General features: G+C 38.4%; 18 protein-coding genes. 11 read left to right on the plus strand and 7 right to left on the minus strand.

Annotated features, from left to right (window positions below; translation table 11 throughout):
• Positions 1 to 444 precede the first annotated feature (444 nt).
• From G7Y56_RS07780 to G7Y56_RS07810, 7 genes are all read left to right on the plus strand, one after another.
• The gene (locus G7Y56_RS07780; protein WP_255498677.1) at positions 445 to 1,170 is read left to right on the plus strand and encodes a DUF3575 domain-containing protein; all 726 of its coding nucleotides are present in this window, start codon (positions 445 to 447) and stop codon (positions 1,168 to 1,170) included.
• Between the two features lie 82 nt (positions 1,171 to 1,252).
• Positions 1,253 to 2,755 (plus strand): DUF3868 domain-containing protein, encoded by a 1,503-nt coding sequence (locus G7Y56_RS07785; protein WP_165042481.1) that lies wholly within the window; start codon positions 1,253 to 1,255, stop codon positions 2,753 to 2,755.
• A 75-nt stretch (positions 2,756 to 2,830) separates the two neighbouring features.
• Entirely contained in the window at positions 2,831 to 4,147 is a 1,317-nt protein-coding gene (locus tag G7Y56_RS07790; RefSeq protein ID WP_165042482.1) for an Mfa1 family fimbria major subunit, read from the plus strand.
• A gap of 157 nt (positions 4,148 to 4,304) precedes the next feature.
• Positions 4,305 to 5,243, plus strand: a complete 939-nt coding sequence (locus G7Y56_RS07795) for a FimB/Mfa2 family fimbrial subunit (protein ID WP_165042483.1) — start codon at positions 4,305 to 4,307, stop codon at positions 5,241 to 5,243.
• A 63-nt stretch (positions 5,244 to 5,306) separates the two neighbouring features.
• Positions 5,307 to 7,883, plus strand: coding sequence for an FISUMP domain-containing protein (locus tag G7Y56_RS07800; RefSeq protein WP_165042484.1), 2,577 nt, complete (start codon positions 5,307 to 5,309; stop codon positions 7,881 to 7,883).
• A gap of 53 nt (positions 7,884 to 7,936) precedes the next feature.
• Positions 7,937 to 8,788: a peroxiredoxin gene (locus G7Y56_RS07805; protein ID WP_165042485.1), complete on the plus strand. Its 852-nt coding sequence runs from the start codon at positions 7,937 to 7,939 to the stop codon at positions 8,786 to 8,788.
• A 185-nt stretch (positions 8,789 to 8,973) separates the two neighbouring features.
• The gene (locus tag G7Y56_RS07810; protein ID WP_255498678.1) at positions 8,974 to 10,107 is read left to right on the plus strand and encodes a clostripain-related cysteine peptidase; all 1,134 of its coding nucleotides are present in this window, start codon (positions 8,974 to 8,976) and stop codon (positions 10,105 to 10,107) included.
• A gap of 106 nt (positions 10,108 to 10,213) precedes the next feature.
• On the opposite strand, the gene G7Y56_RS07815 is transcribed toward G7Y56_RS07810, so the two are convergent.
• Positions 10,214 to 10,762: a DUF3332 domain-containing protein gene (locus G7Y56_RS07815; protein WP_165042486.1), complete on the minus strand. Its 549-nt coding sequence runs from the start codon at positions 10,760 to 10,762 to the stop codon at positions 10,214 to 10,216.
• A gap of 158 nt (positions 10,763 to 10,920) precedes the next feature.
• The gene (gene xerD / locus G7Y56_RS07820) at positions 10,921 to 11,820 is read right to left on the minus strand and encodes a site-specific tyrosine recombinase XerD (protein ID WP_165042487.1); all 900 of its coding nucleotides are present in this window, start codon (positions 11,818 to 11,820) and stop codon (positions 10,921 to 10,923) included.
• 67 nt (positions 11,821 to 11,887) lie between these two features.
• Between xerD and G7Y56_RS07825 the strand changes: the two genes are divergently transcribed.
• Positions 11,888 to 12,190, plus strand: coding sequence for a septum formation initiator family protein (locus G7Y56_RS07825; RefSeq protein ID WP_165022996.1), 303 nt, complete (start codon positions 11,888 to 11,890; stop codon positions 12,188 to 12,190).
• Between the two features lie 25 nt (positions 12,191 to 12,215).
• Entirely contained in the window at positions 12,216 to 12,584 is a 369-nt protein-coding gene (locus G7Y56_RS07830; RefSeq protein ID WP_165022993.1) for a hypothetical protein, read from the plus strand.
• 2 nt (positions 12,585 to 12,586) lie between these two features.
• Here the strand turns inward: G7Y56_RS07830 and G7Y56_RS07835 are convergent, their stop codons facing one another.
• The 3 genes from G7Y56_RS07835 to G7Y56_RS07845 are packed head-to-tail and all read right to left on the minus strand — an operon-like array spanning position 12,587 to position 16,013.
• Positions 12,587 to 13,696 (minus strand): redoxin domain-containing protein, encoded by a 1,110-nt coding sequence (locus G7Y56_RS07835; RefSeq protein ID WP_165042488.1) that lies wholly within the window; start codon positions 13,694 to 13,696, stop codon positions 12,587 to 12,589.
• Positions 13,697 to 13,724: 28 nt separating this feature from the next.
• Positions 13,725 to 14,831: a thioredoxin-like domain-containing protein gene (locus G7Y56_RS07840; RefSeq protein WP_165042490.1), complete on the minus strand. Its 1,107-nt coding sequence runs from the start codon at positions 14,829 to 14,831 to the stop codon at positions 13,725 to 13,727.
• A 45-nt stretch (positions 14,832 to 14,876) separates the two neighbouring features.
• The gene (locus tag G7Y56_RS07845) at positions 14,877 to 16,013 is read right to left on the minus strand and encodes a TlpA disulfide reductase family protein (RefSeq protein WP_165042491.1); all 1,137 of its coding nucleotides are present in this window, start codon (positions 16,011 to 16,013) and stop codon (positions 14,877 to 14,879) included.
• 277 nt (positions 16,014 to 16,290) lie between these two features.
• On the opposite strand from G7Y56_RS07845, the gene G7Y56_RS07850 reads away from it, so the two are divergent.
• Both G7Y56_RS07850 and groL read left to right on the plus strand, forming a co-directional pair.
• Positions 16,291 to 16,560 carry a co-chaperone GroES gene (locus tag G7Y56_RS07850; protein ID WP_165022981.1) on the plus strand — a complete coding sequence of 90 codons (270 nt, stop codon included), beginning with the start codon at positions 16,291 to 16,293 and terminating at the stop codon, positions 16,558 to 16,560.
• 46 nt (positions 16,561 to 16,606) lie between these two features.
• A complete protein-coding gene (gene groL / locus G7Y56_RS07855) occupies positions 16,607 to 18,244 on the plus strand; it encodes a chaperonin GroEL (RefSeq protein ID WP_165022978.1) in 1,638 nt (545 codons plus the stop codon).
• Between the two features lie 104 nt (positions 18,245 to 18,348).
• Here groL and G7Y56_RS07860 read toward each other — a convergent pair whose 3' ends face one another.
• Both G7Y56_RS07860 and G7Y56_RS07865 read right to left on the minus strand, forming a co-directional pair.
• The gene (locus G7Y56_RS07860; RefSeq protein ID WP_165042492.1) at positions 18,349 to 19,281 is read right to left on the minus strand and encodes a hypothetical protein; all 933 of its coding nucleotides are present in this window, start codon (positions 19,279 to 19,281) and stop codon (positions 18,349 to 18,351) included.
• A complete protein-coding gene (locus G7Y56_RS07865) occupies positions 19,281 to 19,649 on the minus strand; it encodes a hypothetical protein (RefSeq protein ID WP_255491396.1) in 369 nt (122 codons plus the stop codon). The genes G7Y56_RS07860 and G7Y56_RS07865 overlap by 1 nt, the downstream gene beginning before the upstream one ends.
• Positions 19,650 to 19,750: the final 101 nt, after the last annotated feature.

The following is a 19,750-nucleotide window of genomic DNA, read 5'->3' on the forward strand; positions in this document are numbered from 1 at the left end:
TTTACTCAAAATATTTGTCCTTTTTCCGCTAAGGAGACATATATATTTGCCCAAATTGATAAATATATTTTAGATCGTGAACACCCCTTTCTAAAAGATTAAAATGCCTCCCCTATAATAGAAAATTTTCCCCGCTAAATATTGATTTTAATGATAATGTATCTCAATTGACGAAATTGGGATGCATTATTTACGGTCTTGATAATACATTTACGGTCTTGTTATCGTTTGATTTGCAGTGTATTATGCTGTTGGCGTATCTTTGTGGAAGAGTAAAAAAGTATTTTCGGGAGTATGAAACTTGTTGATGAAATTATTCAACACAACAGAACATTTTCTCCGCGTTTTCATCGCTAAAGCATCTTAGTCATTCTAGATACAGATACATTGAAAATACTATAATACTCATTGCAGTATAAATAATAAATATAACTCTATAACATAATGAATTATAATACTCACAAAAAAGAGGTATTAAAGATACTTTTTCTAGTATTAGTAATATTGATACTGCCGTTCGGTTTCATATCCGCTCAGGGAAATACAATAATACAGAAAAAAGGCATTGATACAATTCGCTTAAATAAGAGTGAAATTAGCGATGAGACTTTTAATACATCTTCGGATATTATTATTCCTCATGACATTCCTTGGCAAAAGCGGAGCATGCCCACAATCGCTGTCAAAAGCAACCTGTTATATAATCTTACTGCTTCTTTTAATTTAGGTGTTGAATTTCGCCTGTCGGACAAATATACACTCGATATATCGGGCAGTTACAATCCATGGCAACTCTCCCGGGTCAAAATGTTTAAGCATATTATGCTGCAACCCGAATTGCGTTACTGGATCAATGAGCCTTTCAACAGGCACTTTTTGGGGTTTCATACAATTTATTCACATTATAATATAGGAGGGTTCAATATCGGTTCACTAAAAAACAACCGTTATCAGGGCAATCTCTATGGGGTAGGTTTCAGCTACGGTTACAATTGGTATTTGGCACCACGTTGGTCGCTCGAAGCTACCCTCGGTTTCGGATACGTTTATCTGGACAATGTCAATCAGGATTGTAGTACCTGTTCTGATGGTAAAGGCTTGAGAAATAATTACCAGCATTACATTGGACCAACAAAAGCAGGTATATCACTTATTTATTATATAAAATAACAAACAAAGCATTCGTTTCCTCCTCATAATCAATGGTAATCATTTCGGAAAAGAAGGTTGACGACTCAAAATATATCAATATATGAAACAGTGCAGCTTATTATACCTACTCTTGCTCTTCGCCTTAAATAGTTGGGCACAAGACTATCAGGGAAATATATTCTTCAAAAGCAATGTGCTCAAAGAAGAAAATGACAGCCTGCATATCAGTTTTGATATTCATATACAGCAGCATGCCGTAAAAGATTATGCAGCCATTCGGCTGATACCCGAATTATATGGCAGTAGCGATAGACAAACTTTTCCTAGTGTATTAGTTCAAGGCAGCAATAAGCGAAATATGTTTTCTCGTTGGAAAAGTCTTAAAGGTAGCGAAGCGAAAAGTAACAATCAAGAGCCCTATATGATTATTGACCACCTTAATGCAGAAACCGATACTATCCTGCATTACAAACTCAGCATGCCTTACAGTATATGGATGGATAAAGCGGTATTGGTAATGCGTCAGGAGATTGCAGGTTATAAGGACGAGAGGACACTCAACACTTTTGTGTTGGCACAGCGTGTACAATTGGCAGTACGAACTCCTTATCAAGTACAACCTAAAGTAAGCTTTATCGAACCTGCAGTCGAGAATAAATTCCGCAATAAACAGGGACAGGCTTTTTTAGATTTTCAATTAGGACGCTCGGTTATTCTGCCCGATTTCCGTCGTAACCCTATTGAATTATTGAAGATAAAAGATGCTTTCAGCGAACTGATAAGTAATGCGGATATACATATCATCGGATTGTTTATCGAAGGCTACGCTTCACCCGATGGTAGGTATGAAACCAACGAACGACTCTCCAAAGAAAGGGCTTTTGCATTCAAAGACTATATTCTAAACAATTATAATCTGAATCTCAACACTGAACAGATCAGCGTAAAGTGGATAGCCGAGGATTGGGACGGGCTGAAAATACTGGTGCAGAGCGGTGATATTATTCATAAAGAAGAAATTCTATCTATTATTGACGACACGGATATTTTTGATGGGCGTGAAGGCAAACTGATGAAATTAGGTGGAGGTACTCCTTATCGAATCATGCTCAAAGATCTGTTTCCCCAGCTTCGCCGTGTAGAATACCAGATCAACTATAAAGTTAGGGAGTATTCCATAGAAGAGGTAAAAAAAATGATTGGCAAGAGAAACGAACTACTTAGCCACCGCGAATTATATTCTGTTGCACAAAGCTATGGTAAAGAAAGTAAGGAATATCGGGATATTCTACTTGATATTATTCCAAAACAATTTCCTCAAGATTCTCTAGCCACGCTTAATGCCGCGGCGCTGATGATTGAAATAGGTGAACTGTCCACTGCAGCACGCCATCTCGAAAGATATGCGGATATGCCGCAGGCATGGAACAATCTCGGTGTCATTTACCTCTATCGCAATGAGCTTGATATGGCTAGGGACTATTTCAAAAAGGCGAAAAAAGCCGGATATGCCGAAGCTGTATACAACCTCACAGAAGTGGAAAAGAAAGAGCAGGATAATAAGCGCATGGAGCGTTACAAAAAACATCCACAAAATAATTAAGTAAACTCAAAATAAAAAATGAATCAATTAATGAGAAACGAAAAATTAATTACAAACAATTTTAATTTAAACAAAATGAAAAAAAGTATCTATTTTTTAATGATTGCAACAACGATGCTAATAAGTTTTGCCAGTTGCAATAACGATGAGAATGTGGATACAGGAGGTGGCAGCATAGTGTCCAACGGAGTGGCTACTACTGCTAAAATTACCCTGACACAGTCCCAACCGGTCACATATGCACCGACAGGAACGGAGCAGGCTGATCCGAATGAAAAGAATATCAATACTGCCATTTTATTGATATTCGACGCCAAGCAGTCATTCGAGCAGGCTGTATCTTTAGATATAGATGTATATGCTTCTAAAACGATTACTACAACAACGGGTACTCATTATTTTTATGCCATTGTTAATGAAACAGCCGCTATTACAGATATAGTTTCGACCTATAAAAAAGGTGCTATATCTCTTAATGACGTAAAGAAGGACGTAATAGACATAGCAGCGATAGATGAATTAACTACTGATGATGATTTCTTAATGACCAGTGTTGGCACACCAATCAGTAAGATACTTATTTCTGCCTCAGTGGGAGAGGCGGAAACAGAAGGCAATGAAAACAACTTCAAAATAGAAGTAGGACGTGCTGTTGCCAAGGTGAATGTGTATATGGAGCCAGATGCAAATACAGATCCTTCGGGAGGTGTTCTTACTGCGGTTAAGTATAAGATACACAATAATCCTAAGCAGATGTATATAGTGCCTAAGTTTGAAGGAATACAGCTATGGGCTCCATTTTACTCCGCAGAAAATGTTATCACTACCAGCTATTTCAATAACCTTGAATATTTAAGAACAGACAAGAGCGAGCCTTCTTATGCGATGGAGAACAGCAATGAAATACCCAAAGAAGGAAATGCAACTTATATTTCTGTAAAAGGCGTGTATGAACCAAAAGTAGTATATAATAGAAACGAAGTAATTAGTACACCAGCTGCAGACAAAACTTTCTACCGTATATGGTCTGCTGAAGATAATAGTTGGAATGAGAAGTTTTTTAACGAAAACCCCTATCCTCTAATAGACCAACTGGTCGAAAGCGGAGACATTGTTGTTAAATACACCGAAGGCGTATGCTACTACCGCTTATATTTAGCTGATAACGAAGAAAGTACAGTGATAGCCAAACATACTGTAAAGCGTAATACCTACTTCAAAGTGACAATAACCTCAGTTAGCGGTGTAGGTGGAAGTGCCGAAGGCGGTGGTAATGAACCTACAGTTCCAACAGATCCGAAACCTGAAAATCCACTTGCATCCGAAACCAATATCCATGCCACTATCGATGTAATGCCTTGGTCGGTTATCGAACAAAGCGGAGGTATCTAAGGAAATACTCCACTTATATGACAGTTGGCGTGAATACTAGGTATAGATAGACAATTTAGTAAGAGACAAAAGGAATACCTATATAGGGTAACCTCGATGGGTATTCCTTTTTCAATAAGCTTCTGAAGCTACAAAAATGAATAATAACAGCAATAAAATGAGATATCCGTTTTCAACCACTACAAGAAAAGCATTGCTGAGTCTGATATTGATCTTCCTGTTTTGGGGATGCATAGACAAAGATTACGACGACTGCCCAACGGGTTTAGGTCTAAGTCTTTCATTCGTCTATACGCATAATACTGCTTATAAAGACCTTTTCGCCGATCAGGTGGAAACATTAGATCTGTTTATATACGACGAAGACAACAACTTTTTTGTTGCGAAACATATATTATCTGCCGATCTTGATATTGGTAACAGTTATTCACTCTCTTTTCTGCCTGTGGGCAATTATACTATTGTTATTTGGGGTAATATGGATGCTTTGCGCTTCAATAATACTTATACTTCCATGCTTGCCGATATGCAGGTTTCCATTATTACCGACCATCAGAGGCTTGTTACCTCCGGTAAATATTCACTCTTTCATGGTCTTGCCAAAATCCGGGCAACAGATAACGGCATACAGACAATTTCACTGATAAAAAATACAAATGATATACATATCATTATAGAAGATGATCCGGCAACAGGCGGGACAAAAAATATTAAAGAACCCTATACCGTCCAGTTAGATGGTTTTAATGGTGATTATAATTATGATAACTCGTTAGCTGGTAATGCCAAGCTACAACATATATCGGCCTGTACTATGACTCACGATCAAGCGCAACAAACAGATTTTACGGTTATGCGCTTTTTCAAAGAAGGCAATATGCAGATCACTTTAAAAAACGCCTCAGGTGAGGTACTATATGAAGAATCGCTTACACAGCGTATTCTGCAAAACCTGCCCATAAATACGCAGGAGGATCTGGATCGTCTGGATGACTACACCTTCCATTACCGTGTGAGCAATGAAAACGGAACAAATAGTTTTGCATTAATCAGTATAAATAACTGGCAGGTAATAAATAGTCCTTCGGGAATGTAAGTTCCCTTATAGCAGACAGCATAATATGAAAGAATAAAAAAACATCGTATAAAATCCAAGGCAATGAAATTTTATCAACAATTATTAATTCTATTTTTATTGGCATCCCTTTTTGGCAGATGTACCAACGAAGACATAGTGGATAATGATTCAGGAGCGATAGACAGAGGAGACAAGATGGAACTCAACCTCACTGTCAGGGTACCCGGTATTGCTACGCCTGCCACCTATGCACTTGATGAAACAGACGAATATGAATTAGAGACGATCGATGTTCTTGTTTTTAAAGACAACAATTCAGATCCCGAAACATTCCTTTATGCAACCCATGCTACTGATATAAATAATGCAGCAGGGTCTACCAGCAAAAGTTTTAAAGTTCTGTTAAAGAAAAGTGATGGGAGCGAAAAGCACCGTGTTGTCTTGCTGGCTAATCTCAGGAATGAAATAGATGCTGTCAAAGGAAGCTTTACGACAAACAAGACAAAGGCGGAAGTTCTGGATATGATCCGTTTTACTAGTGCGGAATGGAAAACAGACGAACCGGACAGAATTTATCTTCCTATGTGGGGCGAGACTGGCACAACCTATACAATAACAGCTAACACTAATAATCAATCGTTAGGTCTTATCAGTTTGCTGCGTAGTGTGGCACGTATCGATGTGGGGCTCAATTTTTCAACGACGGATGATGTACCGTTGGGATTAGGCAGTACATTCAATATTAAAAGTGTAGCTGTCTATAACAGTAAGTCAGAAGGGCTTGCTGCACCGATGGGTGCTGTTTCAGGCGGAGGAGTGGTGTTACCCAGTATTTCGGATGGTATCTCACTTAATTCCGTTATTAAATATGAGCATGCACAAGCCGGCATTGGCTTTATCCGTGAGATATATGCCAGCGAATACGATAACAAAAGCCAGAGTAATGACAATAATATGTTCTGTATCGTAGTAGGCGGATACTATAACGGTTCGACATCCGAAACATACTATCGCATCGATTTCTACGACCGCAGTTCTTCCACGCCCAATACATCGAGGCTTGACATCCTTCGCAACTATAGATACAAAGTAAATATAACTTCGGTAGGTGGTTCAGGATATCAGACACCTGACGAAGCATTTTTATCACGTCCGGTTAACATGACGGCTGATGTAACAGCCTGGAATGAAAGCTTCTTGGAGAATGTCGCTACTGATGGGCAGTATTATTTGAGTGTAAATAAAAAAGAATTCACTTTTGCACGGGATGCAAGCACTACGGGTGATGAGCCGGATTTCAACGCATTGCTTGTAGAGACCAATTATCCTACAGGCTGGAAGGTAGATAAAATTGTTGGAGCCGATGGTATTACAGAGACCGATTGGCTGACACTATCAACCAATACTGGTGCTGCCGGAACTACCCAAAAAGTATTTCTTCAATTCGGCGAAAACACGGGTAGCATGCAACGTAAAGCTACGATATGGCTTACGGCAGGACGCATCAGTTATCCGGTACAAGTAACGCAAACAAACGAGTATGGCAGTTTTCTCGATCTGAAAATAACCGATAACGAAGGAAACGAGATAGGTAGCTCGTTAGCATTCAGTATATCGAATCCCATTGAGAAAATCATAAATATAAACTGGCTACCTACATCTCTGCCCGTTAATGTTACCATTGAGCATGGAAGCACCCCATTTGATTTCGGTAGTGGCAGTGGTATGAGTGCTGACGATATTACCGGAGGCTCTAAGCAATATACAATCACTCCTTCATTGGGCAGTACATCCTTAAAAAGCTCGACAGTTACATTTACCATAACGAGAGGTACTAATAGCATAAGTAAATCTGTCAGCTTCGCTCAGGGTGCTGTCAATTTAAACCACGACAATCAGATATATTACGGACTAAACGGACAGGAAAATACCATTACAATCAAAACCAACACTTCGTGGGCTATCAGGGAAGTAATCGGTGATACCGGAATTCTTCTTAATCCGCTGGATATGACCCAGTATGGTGGTAATAACGAAGCCACAGGATATCCCTTGAAATTTAGCCTGAAAAACAGTACTAGTACGGTTGATAACGACCGCACGTTTTATATTATCCTATACGATCCTACGGGTAAAATGGGCGACACGAGGTTACAAATAACAGGAAAGGTTTGCGGATCGAATGGAAATGCCGTAAAAATGAAGATCGGGAATAACGAATACCTGACCCATCAATATGGTGATAAATGCTGGATGGTAGAGAACTCTATTGAGGGTACGACGAGTCTTAAAGCATACGACGGCAATTCAAAAAGAGTAAACGGTTACTATTATACTTCTTATCTAGAAGCTCCGAGTGCTTGTCCGGCAGGCTGGAGACTGCCGGAGGATGCCGATGTTACTGAACTGATAAATATAGTAAATGCTACACCTATACCTCCCTCTGCCAAATGGTGGGTAAAAAATGAAGGAAATCCTTTTGCAGGAAATTATAACCCAAGTTATCCTGCGAATGGTATGTGGTTCAATTGGGGTTTGGCTGGATATTGGTGGACTTCTACAGCAAATAGAGCCTTTACAGCCAGTAATACCGGTATGTCAGACCCTGCTACTAACTACTACAACTATACTATCTCTGTGCGTTGTGTGAGGAATTAATGAGCCTAAAATTGCGACGAATAGATTAAAATATAATATCTAAACAAAATAGTATGCCAAAAGGAGATAAATACATATGCAAAATCATTTTTTTCATTCTGATGCCATTGTTATTGGTCAGCTGTTTGGAGAATAGACAGTCAGCACTTGACAAGCGTTACGAACTACTGGTTTCGGGTACATCCCAACAAAAGGCAGTGGAAAGAACTTATGTGTGCGACTCTCTTGACTTTGATAGCCTGTACGCCTCGCCACTATGGGCTAGTTATCTCCATGCTTGGAGCGGTAGCTATAAAGAGGAATTTTCGGGCGATAGCTATACCACCGCTCTCACCGATGCTTCTAAGAAATTGATCGTGCGTGTGGCGGAAAATTATCCTCAAAGGCTGAAACCTTTGATACGCGCACTTGCGGACTGTCTGGTAGCAGAAGGTAACGAAAAAGCAGCGGCAAGTATTGCTGCCTACCCATATGGGATAGATGTTTCTCCTAACGAATACAGCGAGATAGCCAACCGCTTGCTTATTCAGACACGGCTTACCGGAAACAAAGCACCTGCTATAACAGGATTGGATATTGATCTTTACCCTGCTTTGGTGATCTTTTACGAGAGCGACTGCCCCAATTGTGTTAATCTGTTGGAAGCCGTAAAAAAACATTTCAACCTGTTGCAAGACAAACAGATTAGGGTTATCAGCCTATCGTCCGATACAGACAGGAAAGTCTTTGAAAGCTTTGCCTCGCAGTGTCCATGGACGGATAAACTATGCGATTTACAGGGATTCAGTAGCCCCGATTTCAAGCATTGGGGTGTGGCTGCAACACCGAGCCTGTATTATATTGACGAGAAGGGTATTGTCAATGAACCTTACGAGATGGAAGAATTTAAGTTTCTCAAACATTAAGTGTTCAAAAGAGAAACACACGATAAACATACTAGGCTAGCGAGCTTGTATGTGTAGTTTTTAAAGTTTTGTTAAGATGATGGGGTTGTTAACGTAGTGATTATATGAACTCCTCCGAAGAATTTCTGATCCCTTCCGTTTCAGCGGAAGGGGGAAGAGATGAAAATTTAAAAAGAAATTAAAAAATGATACTGATGGATGGTTTCAATAAGATAGGATTATTGCTGATGCTCTTGTGTATTCTGTTATTCTCTTGCAGTAAAGATGGAGGAGAGGATCTGTCTATGGCGCAGCATGTCTTGTTGGTATATATTGGTGGTGACAATAGCCTCTCGGACGAGACTTACCAAAAAATAGAGTCCATCCGCTCGGGTTGGAAAGCAGAAAATGATAATAAGCTATTAATATATAGCGATGCTTCGGATGCTAAACCATTGCTTATGGTGATTGTAAATCAAAATGGAAAGAATGTACTAAAGACCGTAAATCTATATATGGAAGAAGATTCTGCTTACAAAGAAACTCTCGCCCGCGTGATTGGCGAAGTTAAAAACCTTTACCCTTATTCACCTTACGGTTTACTTGTGTTCTCGCATGCCTCGGGTTGGTTGCCGCCAGGCACATTAACCAACCCCCAGGCTGCGAATAAATCGGTTTTGATGGATGGTATATCAGAAATGGATATGACTGATTTTGCAAATGCCATCCCCGATGGTACATTTGATTACATTGTGTTTGAAGCCTGCTTTATGGCAGGTATAGAAGTCGCTTATGAACTCAAAGACAAGACTGATTATATTCTGGCTTCTTCGGCAGAAATATTGTCACCCGGCTTTACTGAAGTTTATCCGCAAATTATCAATAAACTCTTTGATGGTGATCTGAAAGGATTTGCTCAGACTTCATTCGAGTATTTCAATACCAAAACAGGATGGGAGTGTTCGGCTACCTTCTCCATTATAAAGACTTCTGCACTGGGTGATCTGTCGGATTTTGTGAGTCAAAATTGCGATTTGAATAAAGAAATAAACGTAGGCGATATTCAATATTTCGACCGTTACGGCTATCATCTGTTTTTCGATTTTGAGCAATATTATGCATCTTTTATTGCTAGTGATACGCAACGCGAGGAATTTAAAGCTCTGATAGATAAATGTGTTGTGTGGAAATCGGCTACACCCCATTTTATGTTAGGATATAGCGGATTTGCAATAGAGAAATATTCTGGGCTGACAGTTTATGTCGAACAAGAACAGTTCTCTTTTCTGAATGCAGCTTATAAGAGGCTCGCATGGTATCAGGCTATTCACGTCAAATGAAAAATAAATAGCATTTGTTATGGGTGCTGTAAACAGCAAAAAGTGAGTGTTTGAAAAGTAATTTTTCAAACACCCATCTTTTTATACAACTAAATAATCGATTTGCTTATTTTGCTGCGTAATATGTTGAATTTTCGATCGATTCGCGGAAAGCTAAAACACCTTCGTTAGAAAGCTGTACCGATTTTTCACCACCATTAGGTAGATAAACTATAGCATTACCACCATCTTCAATTTTTATCAGTTTTGCAGAATTTCCATTTGCTACAACACTCCATGTATTAGACTCCTTGTCGTACACCAGATTCATTTCCTGACCCTCTTGATTCTCGATGCGATATCCATTTTCTAAAGTTTCTACCGTATAGATTCCGTTCTCCCCTTGTACTTGTTTTACAATACCTGCTTCTATCGGATTGTCGCCCGACCAGAACTCGATAGAATTGATTACGAGAACATCTGCCAGTATAGAAACTTCATATACAGGAACGATCCATAATGCAAAGAATACTATTTGATTGACAAATTTATTGTCAAGTGTTTGATTCCATGATAATAACTTTTTAGATAACCCGAATGACCCGATGCAAGATGAAAACATAATAGTACTAGCGATTGCTATAATAGCTGCGACAGTAAAAAATCTTTTTTTCATAGGTGCGTATTAATTTAAATGTATGATTAATTTTTAATATTAAATTTTAGTGATGTAGCATACCTTGACTCTCATGCAGTCAAAGTAATGGGAAGGCTTATGACCTTTAGGTGAAAACAAAGATATGATTTCCATATTAAAACTTGGATAACAATCGCTTATTTTTTATTGCGTGGATGATGTTCTATTATCTCCTGTCGTAGATATTCTCTATCCATGTGGGTATAGATTTCGGTGGTAGTTATCTTTTCGTGTCCCAGCATCAATTGGATAGCACGGATATTGGCACCACCTTCGAGCAGATGCGTGGCAAAAGAATGGCGAAATGTATGCGGGCTGATTGTCTTTTTTATTCCGGCCTCTTCTGCATATTGTTTAATGAAGTGGAAAACCATGATACGCGATATCATTGTGCCTCTGTTGCTTAGGAATAATACGTTCTCGAATCCTTTCTTGATGGTCATCTCATTGCGGTAATAGAGATATTTCTTTATTTCGTTGACCGCAGTATGCGATATAGGAACTAATCGCTGTTTGCTGCCTTTTCCTTCTACTTTTATAAAGCCTTCTTCAAAAAATAAGTCGGAGAACCGGAGATTTGTCAATTCCGATATGCGCAGTCCACAGCCATAGAGGGTTTCGATTATAGCCCTGTTGCGCTGTCCCTCTTTTGTAGACAAATCAATAATGGATAATAGGTTGTCTATTTCTTCGAGAGAAAGTACAGTAGGCAGTTTCAATCCTATTTTAGGAGTTTCCAGAAGTTCGGTAGGGTCTGCTTGTATGTAACCATCCAAAACAAGGAAGTTGAAGAACGACTTTGTGCCCGATATAATGCGTGCAACGGAGCGTGCATTGATACCAAGATCATAGAGTTGTGCTATAAATTGCTGTAAATGATCGAGCTTTACGTCTTCTATCTTCAATTCTTCATTTTGGAGAAAACCCGACAATTTACTAAGATCGGTCATGTATGCATCGATAGAATTGGGAGATAATGACCTTTCCAGCAATAAATAGTTCTTATATTTTTTTATAACATCATCTTTTGTCGTCATTGTGTCTGAATATTATTACAAATATATATCTTTGTGTGGTGAGTTCTACTAAAATTTAATTCTATAGATGAAATTTTTCAGACTGATATTCAATTATCTGACTACCCGATATACTAAAGTGCAATTGATTGTAATTTTGGTAGTTATTATTTTTGGCTTTTTCATTAGCGATAGCAGTATCTTTTCGCGATTGAGTCATGATGCTAAAATTATGGAATTGAATGGTCAGATAGAGTATTATCGTGAACAAGCAGTTCAGGATAGAGAAAAATTAGAACAACTTCAGGACGACAGAGAGCATATTGAGAAATTTGCCCGCGAAAATTATTTGATGAAAAGACCCGATGAAGATATCTTTATCATCGAATAAGTAAGATTATTTATACTCCTACCTAATGAAATTAAACCCGAAAGCAAAAAATATATTTTTCCAAGTATCAGCTATTCTTATCCTATTGTCGGCTATTGCTTACAATTTCGATCTTACTGTTGGTAGGTATGCCATGATAATTGGCGTTGCAGGCTTTGCTGCATCTGTGTTTACAACACCTTATCCGGGGAAGAGTATCCGGGGAAAGCGCCTTTTCAACATTCAGGTGTTTGCAGTGTTGTTGATGGCTGTATCTGCTTATCTTATGTTTGTGAATATGAGCGAGTGGGTAGTGATACTTCTTATAGCATCGCTTCTTACACTATATTGTTCTATCGTTCTTCCACGCGCATATAAGGAAGAACAAGAGGAGGAAGAAAAGAAGAATAAGTAAACTTATTCTTCTTTCAGTAAACTTTCTATTTTTCTGATTAGTTCATTTCCATGCAAGTCGTGTGCAACTACTGTTCCATCTTTGTCTACCAAGAAACTTTGAGGGATTTGCGATACTCCGTAGAGGCGTGCTGCAACACTGTCCCATCCACCAAAATCGGATAGCTGAATCCATGTCATGTTCATCCTGTCGATAGCTGTTGTCCAGCGACCCTTATGATCGTCGAGAGATACACCGACTATCTCAAAATTCTGGTCTTTGAATCTGTTGTATAAGCCAACAATCTGTGGCATTTCTTTGATGCATGGTCCACACCACGAAGCCCAAAAATCTATCAGTACCACTTTTCCTTTACCTACATAATCACTCATCATGGCTTTATTTCCGGTAGGAGTTGATAGCTCTACGTCTATAAATTTACTGCCTATCACCACATCTTCTTTCGTGTTTACATAGGTGTCCATCAGATATTTCACCATCTTTGTGTTTTGGAATGCAGGTCTTACCGAATCGTATAATTCCTTAATTTGTTCGGGACGGAGGTAACTGCCATACGAGAGAAAAAAGATCTCACCTACTTTGTTGTCTATATTTTTATATATATAGTTGAAAGTCTCCTTTTGAAACTGATCGGCTAACGAATCAAAATCTTGTGCAAGGCTTGGTGTAGCACCCGGAGCTTGCATGGCTTGATTGATTTGCTTCATTTTGTAAGATATAGTATCTAAACTTTCTTTGAAGGCTGCATAGTTTTCATTCGCAGGAGAGTTTTTTACGATAAAAGTATCGTCAATATACAACAGATCAATCGTACCGGGTTCAATAATTAGATGATTTACCACATCTTTCTCACCAGTAGGATCGACAAGCCTTACGATCTTAAGCTCTTGACTATTGTCTATCGTATTTTTGATTGAGAATTGACCAGTCTCGACTTTTGTGCTGTCCAATAATATAGGGGACATGTCTTGCTCAGACAGGCTATACAAATATACAGACCAGCCATCTTTAAGCGAATTTGGGAGCTTACCGTTTAAGGTAAACTCCCTGTTCTGTGAAAAGATATTCCCTGCAATAAGCAGGGATATCATTATAAGTGCGAATTTCTTCATTCGTTACGTTTTTGTAAACCGACTTACTTTATTTAAACAATTCGTCCAGCTTGTCCATTACTTGTTTGCCATGAAGGTCTTTAGCAATGATTTTGCCTTCCTTGTCTAATAATACAGTGTGAGGTATCGATGCTACACCATATGCATTAGATAAGTCGCTTTTCCAACCTTTAAGATCAGACATTTGTGGCCATGTAATGTTCAAGTCTTTGATGCCTTTTTCCCAAGCTGCTTTGTCATGATCTATCGATACGCCTACTATTTCTAAACCTTTACTGTTGTATTTCTTATATGCTTCTACCAATATCGGCATATCTCGACGGCAAGGAGGACACCATGATGCCCAGAAATCTACAAGTACATACTTGCCTTTGCCGGCATAGTCGGATAAAGCTACTTCTTTTCCGTCAGGAGCATTTCCTTTTATATCTACAAACGAATTGCCTACTTGGGTAGCCTCAAGAGCCTGTGCACGCTTTTCCATGCTTAGTATTCTTTCATTTGTTTTGAACTCAGAGCTAACTAATGGTAATAGCTCTTTAAGTTGATCCAAACTGAATTGATAAGCTCTTGTTGCAAAGAAGTATGTACCTACTTGTGTTTGAATGTTAGCCTTTACATAATCGTAAAGAATTGTCTTCATTTCGGCATCTTTCGCTTCATACTGTTTTTCTAGATCAGCCTGAAGTGCTACGTTAGCAGTATCTTGCTTGCTTTTCTCGTATATGGCTTTTTGTTCTTGGCTAATAGTATTTGCTTTAGAAGCAAAAGCCTGATAGCTGTCGTTTGCCGGTGTTCCTTTTACAGTAGGAATACTATCGAATGATAGTTGAATAGTTCCCGGTTCAATTATAACTGTTGCAGGCACTTTACGTCTTGCATCAGCCTCGGCTAAAACAATAAAGCGGACAACATTAGACTCTTTGGCAACGCCTTTGAATGTAAACGCTCCGTTTTCGATAAGGGCAGTATCAATATTGATTTTTTCTTTCCAATCAGCGCCTATTTCTTGTAAGTATACTTGTTGACCTTCAAATTCATCATCACCCATATTACCATTGATGGTAAATTCCTTTTTCTCTACACACGATGACATTAAGATCGCAACTGCAGAAAATAATAATAACTTTTTCATATGTTTATAACTTTGTGCTTATTAATCTATGTATTAACAGTCAAATTACTTCAAAAGTTCGGCTAGTTTTTTATCTAAGTCGTCACCTCTTAGGTTCATAGCTATTATAGTACCGTTTCCATCAACTAGAAGTGTATAAGGAATCGCACTTATTCCATAAGTTTCTGCTGCCGATTTATCTGCATCGATTAATTGTGTCCAAGACATATTGTTTGTCTTAACAGCATTTGTCCATGCCGCCTTGTCTTCATCAAGAGAAATACCAACAATTTCGAATCCTTTGCTTTTGTATTTAGCATACGCTTGTACTAAATGAGGTACTTCCTGCATGCACGGACCACACCATGATGCCCAGAAATCAAGAAATACAACTTTTCCTTTTCCTACATAAGTAGATAAAGCTACAGATTTTCCATTTTGGTCTGTTAACTGTACATCTTTATACGGTTGGTTCAAAACATCAGCATTGCGTTGAGATTGCATTTCGAACATGCCTAACAGATCTTTTATTTCCGGTTTGTTTTGGAATGAGCTGTCGCTAAGAGAAATAAGTTCTTTAATTTGATCTTCTTCAAATGATCTTGCAGATGACATGAAAATAAATTCTCCTACAGGATTATTCATGTTTTCTTTTGTAAACTGATAGTTTACATCTTGCATATCTTTCATTATTTTTTCCATTCTGGCTTTTGCATCCAATCCGTTAGAGTCAAGAGGAACTCCTGCTACTCCGCCTGCGTCAGAAACTTCTTTGTATAATGCTACCATCTGGTTCGAAAGAGCATGTACTTTATTGAAAGCATCGTTACGAGGTGTACCTTTTATTTCGAGAGTTGCTTTGTCTAACAATATGTCTATAGTTCCCGGTTCAAGTACAAAAGTCGCTACTGTTGCTTGATTTGGGTCAGGAGTCTCCATTTCTGCTAATTTACCTAACGATATAAATCTGATAGCAGGTTTTTCGCCGGCAATTCCTTCAAAATGGAATTTTCCGTCTTTGACTGTTGCCGAATCCAGAACAGTTGGTTCCATTTGGCTGAAATCGTCCATTGCTTGTAGATAAACTATTTTGCCATCGAGATTTGTCGCATTGAAATTACCATTGATGGTATATGCATTTTTGTCTTTACACGACGAAAATACTATTGCAATGATAGATAGGAGAAGAGTGATTTTTTTCATTTAGAAAAGTATAATATGATAAATATTAATTAAATAGCTACAAATATAAGTAAAGTATTTAAAACTGACTTTATCAGGAATCAATATCCGCTATTATTTAATTATCTTTAGCCTCATTTTATTCGGCTGTCACTATAAAAAGACAGACTGTCACATTGTTTTGCATCTGATATGCATTTTTGTCAGAATTAATGTTTGGCACGTATTTCGCTTATGCTTTTGTGAAAATAATTTATCAATATATAAAAATAATAACCTATAAAAACATTAAAGTATTATGAGTATTAAACCATTAGCAGACAGAGTACTTGTTAAACCTGCTGCTGCAGAAGAAAAAACTGTTGGCGGTATCATCATTCCTGATACAGCAAAAGAGAAACCATTGAAAGGTGAAGTTGTAGCTGTTGGTAATGGCACAAAGGATGAAGAAATGATTGTAAAACCTAAAGATCAGGTTCTTTACGGCAAATATGCAGGAACTGAAATCGATCTTGATGGCGAAGTTTATCTTATTATGCGTCAATCGGATATTCTTGCAATTATCTAAGAACTGTCTAAAATTAATTTAATAATCTAATAAAAATATAAGAATTATGGCTAAAGAAATTCTATTTAATATAGATGCCCGCGATGAACTTAAAAAGGGTGTTGACGCATTGGCAAATGCAGTGAAAGTAACACTTGGACCTAAAGGTCGCAATGTAATTATCGAGAAAAAATTCGGAGCTCCTGCTATCACTAAAGATGGTGTATCGGTAGCTAAAGAAATAGAATTGGAATGCCCTTTCCAAAACATGGGCGCTCAATTAGTTAAAGAGGTTGCTTCTAAAACTAATGATGATGCAGGTGATGGAACTACAACTGCTACTGTCCTTGCACAATCGATTATAAGTGTAGGTCTTAAAAATGTGACAGCGGGTGCTAACCCAATGGAATTGAAACGTGGTATTGACAAAGCAGTTGCTAAAGTTGTAGAGAGTCTTAAAGCTCAATCTGTAGCTATTGGCGATGATCTTGGCAAAATCGAGAACGTTGCGAAAATATCGTCTAATGGCGATGAGACTATCGGTAAACTGATTGCTGAAGCTATGGGTAAAGTTAACACTGAAGGTGTTATCACTGTGGAAGAAGCTAAAGGTACTGAAACTTATGTTGACGTAGTAGAAGGTATGCAATTCGACAGAGGGTATATCTCTCCATATTTTGTGACTGACACAGAAAAAATGGAAGCTGACCTTGAGAATCCTTATATCTTGATTTATGACAAGAAGATTTCAGTCTTGAAAGATATTCTTCCAATTCTTGAAGCTGCTCTTAAATCGGGTCGTGCATTACTTATCATTGCCGAAGATATCGATTCTGAAGCATTAACTACATTGGTAGTAAACCGTTTGCGTGCAGGCTTGAAAATAGCTGCTGTAAAAGCTCCGGGATTTGGCGATCGTCGTAAAGAAATGTTGGAAGACATTGCTATCCTTACAGGTGGTATCGTAATCTCAGAAGAAAAAGGTATCAAACTAGAGGCTGCAACTATCGATATGCTTGGTACTGCTGACAAAGTAACTATCAACAAAGATGCTACTACGATTGTAAATGGTGCAGGCGATAAAGCTGCAATTGCTAATCGTGTAGGTCAAATCAAAACTCAAATAGAGAAAACAACTTCTGACTACGATCGTGAAAAACTTCAAGAGCGTCTGGCTAAATTGTCGGGTGGTGTTGCTGTTCTTTACGTTGGTGCTGCTTCTGAAGTGGAAATGAAAGAGAAGAAAGATCGTGTAGACGATGCTCTTTCTGCTACTCGCGCTGCCATCGAAGAAGGAACTGTTCCTGGTGGTGGTACAGCATATATCCGTGCTATCGAAGTGCTTGAAAACCTTAAGGGTGCAAGTGATGACGAGACTACAGGTATCGAAATAGTAAAACGCGCTATCGAAGAACCTCTTCGCCAAATTGTAGCTAACTCTGCAAAAGAAGGTGCTGTTGTGGTACAAAAAGTACGTGAAGGTAAAGGTGACTTCGGTTACAATGCCCGTACAGATGTATATGAAAACCTGAACGCTGCGGGTGTTATTGACCCTACTAAGGTGACTCGTGTAGCTTTAGAGAATGCTGCTTCAATTGCAGGTATGTTCTTAACTACAGAGTGTATCATCGCAGATAAGAAAGAAGACAACTCAATGCCTCCTATGCCTCCTATGGGTGGCGGTGGAATGGGCGGTATGATGTAATAAACATCAATCTGCTGCATTGCAGTTTAAGATAAAATAAAAGCCGGTAAAGAATCCTTTACCGGCTTTTATGTATTTTGATATATGGTTGTTTTGTATTTAATTTAAAACCATTTTTCTTTTTTACGTTCAACATAATCTACAGATGCAATTTTTGCTTGGCTTGCTATAACACCTCCGTTGAGTAATGCGTGAAAGACTGCTATCTGATTGTGATCGAAAGCTCCTGAAATGCTAAGTGATCCCCCTTCAATTTTACTGCTAACGGTGGGAGCCGATAGAACAAAATCATCAACCGTGATTGCTAGAGGCTGTCCAATATTAAGTTCTGTAAGAGTTTCAAATTTTCTCGCACCAGCCTCGTTCAGTGAGATTGATAAGGCTGCCCCGGGATATCCGGAATCTGAATTTTCAATTTTACTCGATTTATGAGTTCTATTTAAGTCGATACTTCCCGAAGAGCTTTTCACAATATAGAGGTTGGCTCTTTTTTCATAAGCCATTCCCCATTTGAAAACGATATTATCGGGTAAAATAGATTTTATATTAAGAACTTCTATAATGCTATCCACATGGTGGATGTTAAATACAGAAACATCGGTCAATATAGCTGTGTGCATATAGCCGAGTCTGAAATCATCACGAGTGTAATTGTAATAGCTTAACAATGAATCGATACATTTCGAATTGGCTGCATTCTGCAATTTAGTCAGATCTTCCAGTAGACATATCTCACTAATATTCATTCGCCCATGAGCAAGGAGCATTTCAGCACTTAAATAAGGAAGTCCCGGTATTTCAATATGGAATAGCGAATCTGACTCGTTGTAACTGACAGTGGGCGTAGTTGCACCATCCAGGTGGCGAAGTCGCTCTTGCAATATCGACGTGATCTGTTGAGGCGTTTCGTTGTTGAGAGCCATGTCGCTGAACTTGCAGTCTATAATTGTTCCTCCGATTTCAGCAACGGTCTTTGGCTTTTGATTACACGAATAAATGAAAGGTAGTAGTAAAATTAGTAGTAAGGTCTGTTTCATTAATTTTCTTTTATGTGTTTCTTGGATTGTCGTCGGTCGTCGATGCTGGTTATTGTCCAATACATTGCGCAGATGGAAGATACCAGTATTACAGGTATATAAAAAGACGTGGATGATAGACCTTCCATTCCCGCAGAAGAGTATATCCCAAAACCAATAACAGCAATGATTGCATACATGATGCCGAATACAGTGAACATATTGCTTAGTACAGGTCGAGATTGAGTTGCTTTCTTTCGCGACAATGCTTTTTCTGTATTGATTTGCTGCATGATCCTAAACTTCAAATTGTCGCTGGCTTTTATCTTTGTTCCGGATAAAAGTGCTTTTAATTTATCGTCTTGCATGTTTATATTGTTTTCATTCATGTCCGTTGTATTGAATATCGTGAGATGTTCAAAATGCTATACTTCTTGCTAATTGTAACATCTTTTGAGTATTGTGATTGCTAAAGTAATAAATAAGTACG

Origin of the sequence: Dysgonomonas sp. ZJ709 (genome assembly GCF_011039195.1) — a bacterium.
In the GTDB taxonomy this organism is placed as follows: Bacteria; Bacteroidota; Bacteroidia; order Bacteroidales; family Dysgonomonadaceae; genus Dysgonomonas.

What these genes read in the sequence shown, in the direction of transcription:
- G7Y56_RS07780 (WP_255498677.1), top strand. Translation starts at nt 445, where the DNA reads ATGAATTATAATACTCACAAAAAAGAGGTATTAAAGATACTTTTTCTA.
- G7Y56_RS07785 (WP_165042481.1), top strand. Translation starts at nt 1,253, where the DNA reads ATGAAACAGTGCAGCTTATTATACCTACTCTTGCTCTTCGCCTTAAAT.
- G7Y56_RS07790 (WP_165042482.1), top strand. Translation starts at nt 2,831, where the DNA reads ATGAAAAAAAGTATCTATTTTTTAATGATTGCAACAACGATGCTAATA.
- G7Y56_RS07795 (WP_165042483.1), top strand. Translation starts at nt 4,305, where the DNA reads ATGAGATATCCGTTTTCAACCACTACAAGAAAAGCATTGCTGAGTCTG.
- G7Y56_RS07800 (WP_165042484.1), top strand. Translation starts at nt 5,307, where the DNA reads ATGAAATTTTATCAACAATTATTAATTCTATTTTTATTGGCATCCCTT.
- G7Y56_RS07805 (WP_165042485.1), top strand. Translation starts at nt 7,937, where the DNA reads ATGCCAAAAGGAGATAAATACATATGCAAAATCATTTTTTTCATTCTG.
- G7Y56_RS07810 (WP_255498678.1), top strand. Translation starts at nt 8,974, where the DNA reads ATGATACTGATGGATGGTTTCAATAAGATAGGATTATTGCTGATGCTC.
- G7Y56_RS07815 (WP_165042486.1), bottom strand. Translation starts at nt 10,762, where the DNA reads ATGAAAAAAAGATTTTTTACTGTCGCAGCTATTATAGCAATCGCTAGT.
- xerD (WP_165042487.1), bottom strand. Translation starts at nt 11,820, where the DNA reads ATGACGACAAAAGATGATGTTATAAAAAAATATAAGAACTATTTATTG.
- G7Y56_RS07825 (WP_165022996.1), top strand. Translation starts at nt 11,888, where the DNA reads ATGAAATTTTTCAGACTGATATTCAATTATCTGACTACCCGATATACT.
- G7Y56_RS07830 (WP_165022993.1), top strand. Translation starts at nt 12,216, where the DNA reads ATGAAATTAAACCCGAAAGCAAAAAATATATTTTTCCAAGTATCAGCT.
- G7Y56_RS07835 (WP_165042488.1), bottom strand. Translation starts at nt 13,696, where the DNA reads ATGAAGAAATTCGCACTTATAATGATATCCCTGCTTATTGCAGGGAAT.
- G7Y56_RS07840 (WP_165042490.1), bottom strand. Translation starts at nt 14,831, where the DNA reads ATGAAAAAGTTATTATTATTTTCTGCAGTTGCGATCTTAATGTCATCG.
- G7Y56_RS07845 (WP_165042491.1), bottom strand. Translation starts at nt 16,013, where the DNA reads ATGAAAAAAATCACTCTTCTCCTATCTATCATTGCAATAGTATTTTCG.
- G7Y56_RS07850 (WP_165022981.1), top strand. Translation starts at nt 16,291, where the DNA reads ATGAGTATTAAACCATTAGCAGACAGAGTACTTGTTAAACCTGCTGCT.
- groL (WP_165022978.1), top strand. Translation starts at nt 16,607, where the DNA reads ATGGCTAAAGAAATTCTATTTAATATAGATGCCCGCGATGAACTTAAA.
- G7Y56_RS07860 (WP_165042492.1), bottom strand. Translation starts at nt 19,281, where the DNA reads ATGAAACAGACCTTACTACTAATTTTACTACTACCTTTCATTTATTCG.
- G7Y56_RS07865 (WP_255491396.1), bottom strand. Translation starts at nt 19,649, where the DNA reads ATGAATGAAAACAATATAAACATGCAAGACGATAAATTAAAAGCACTT.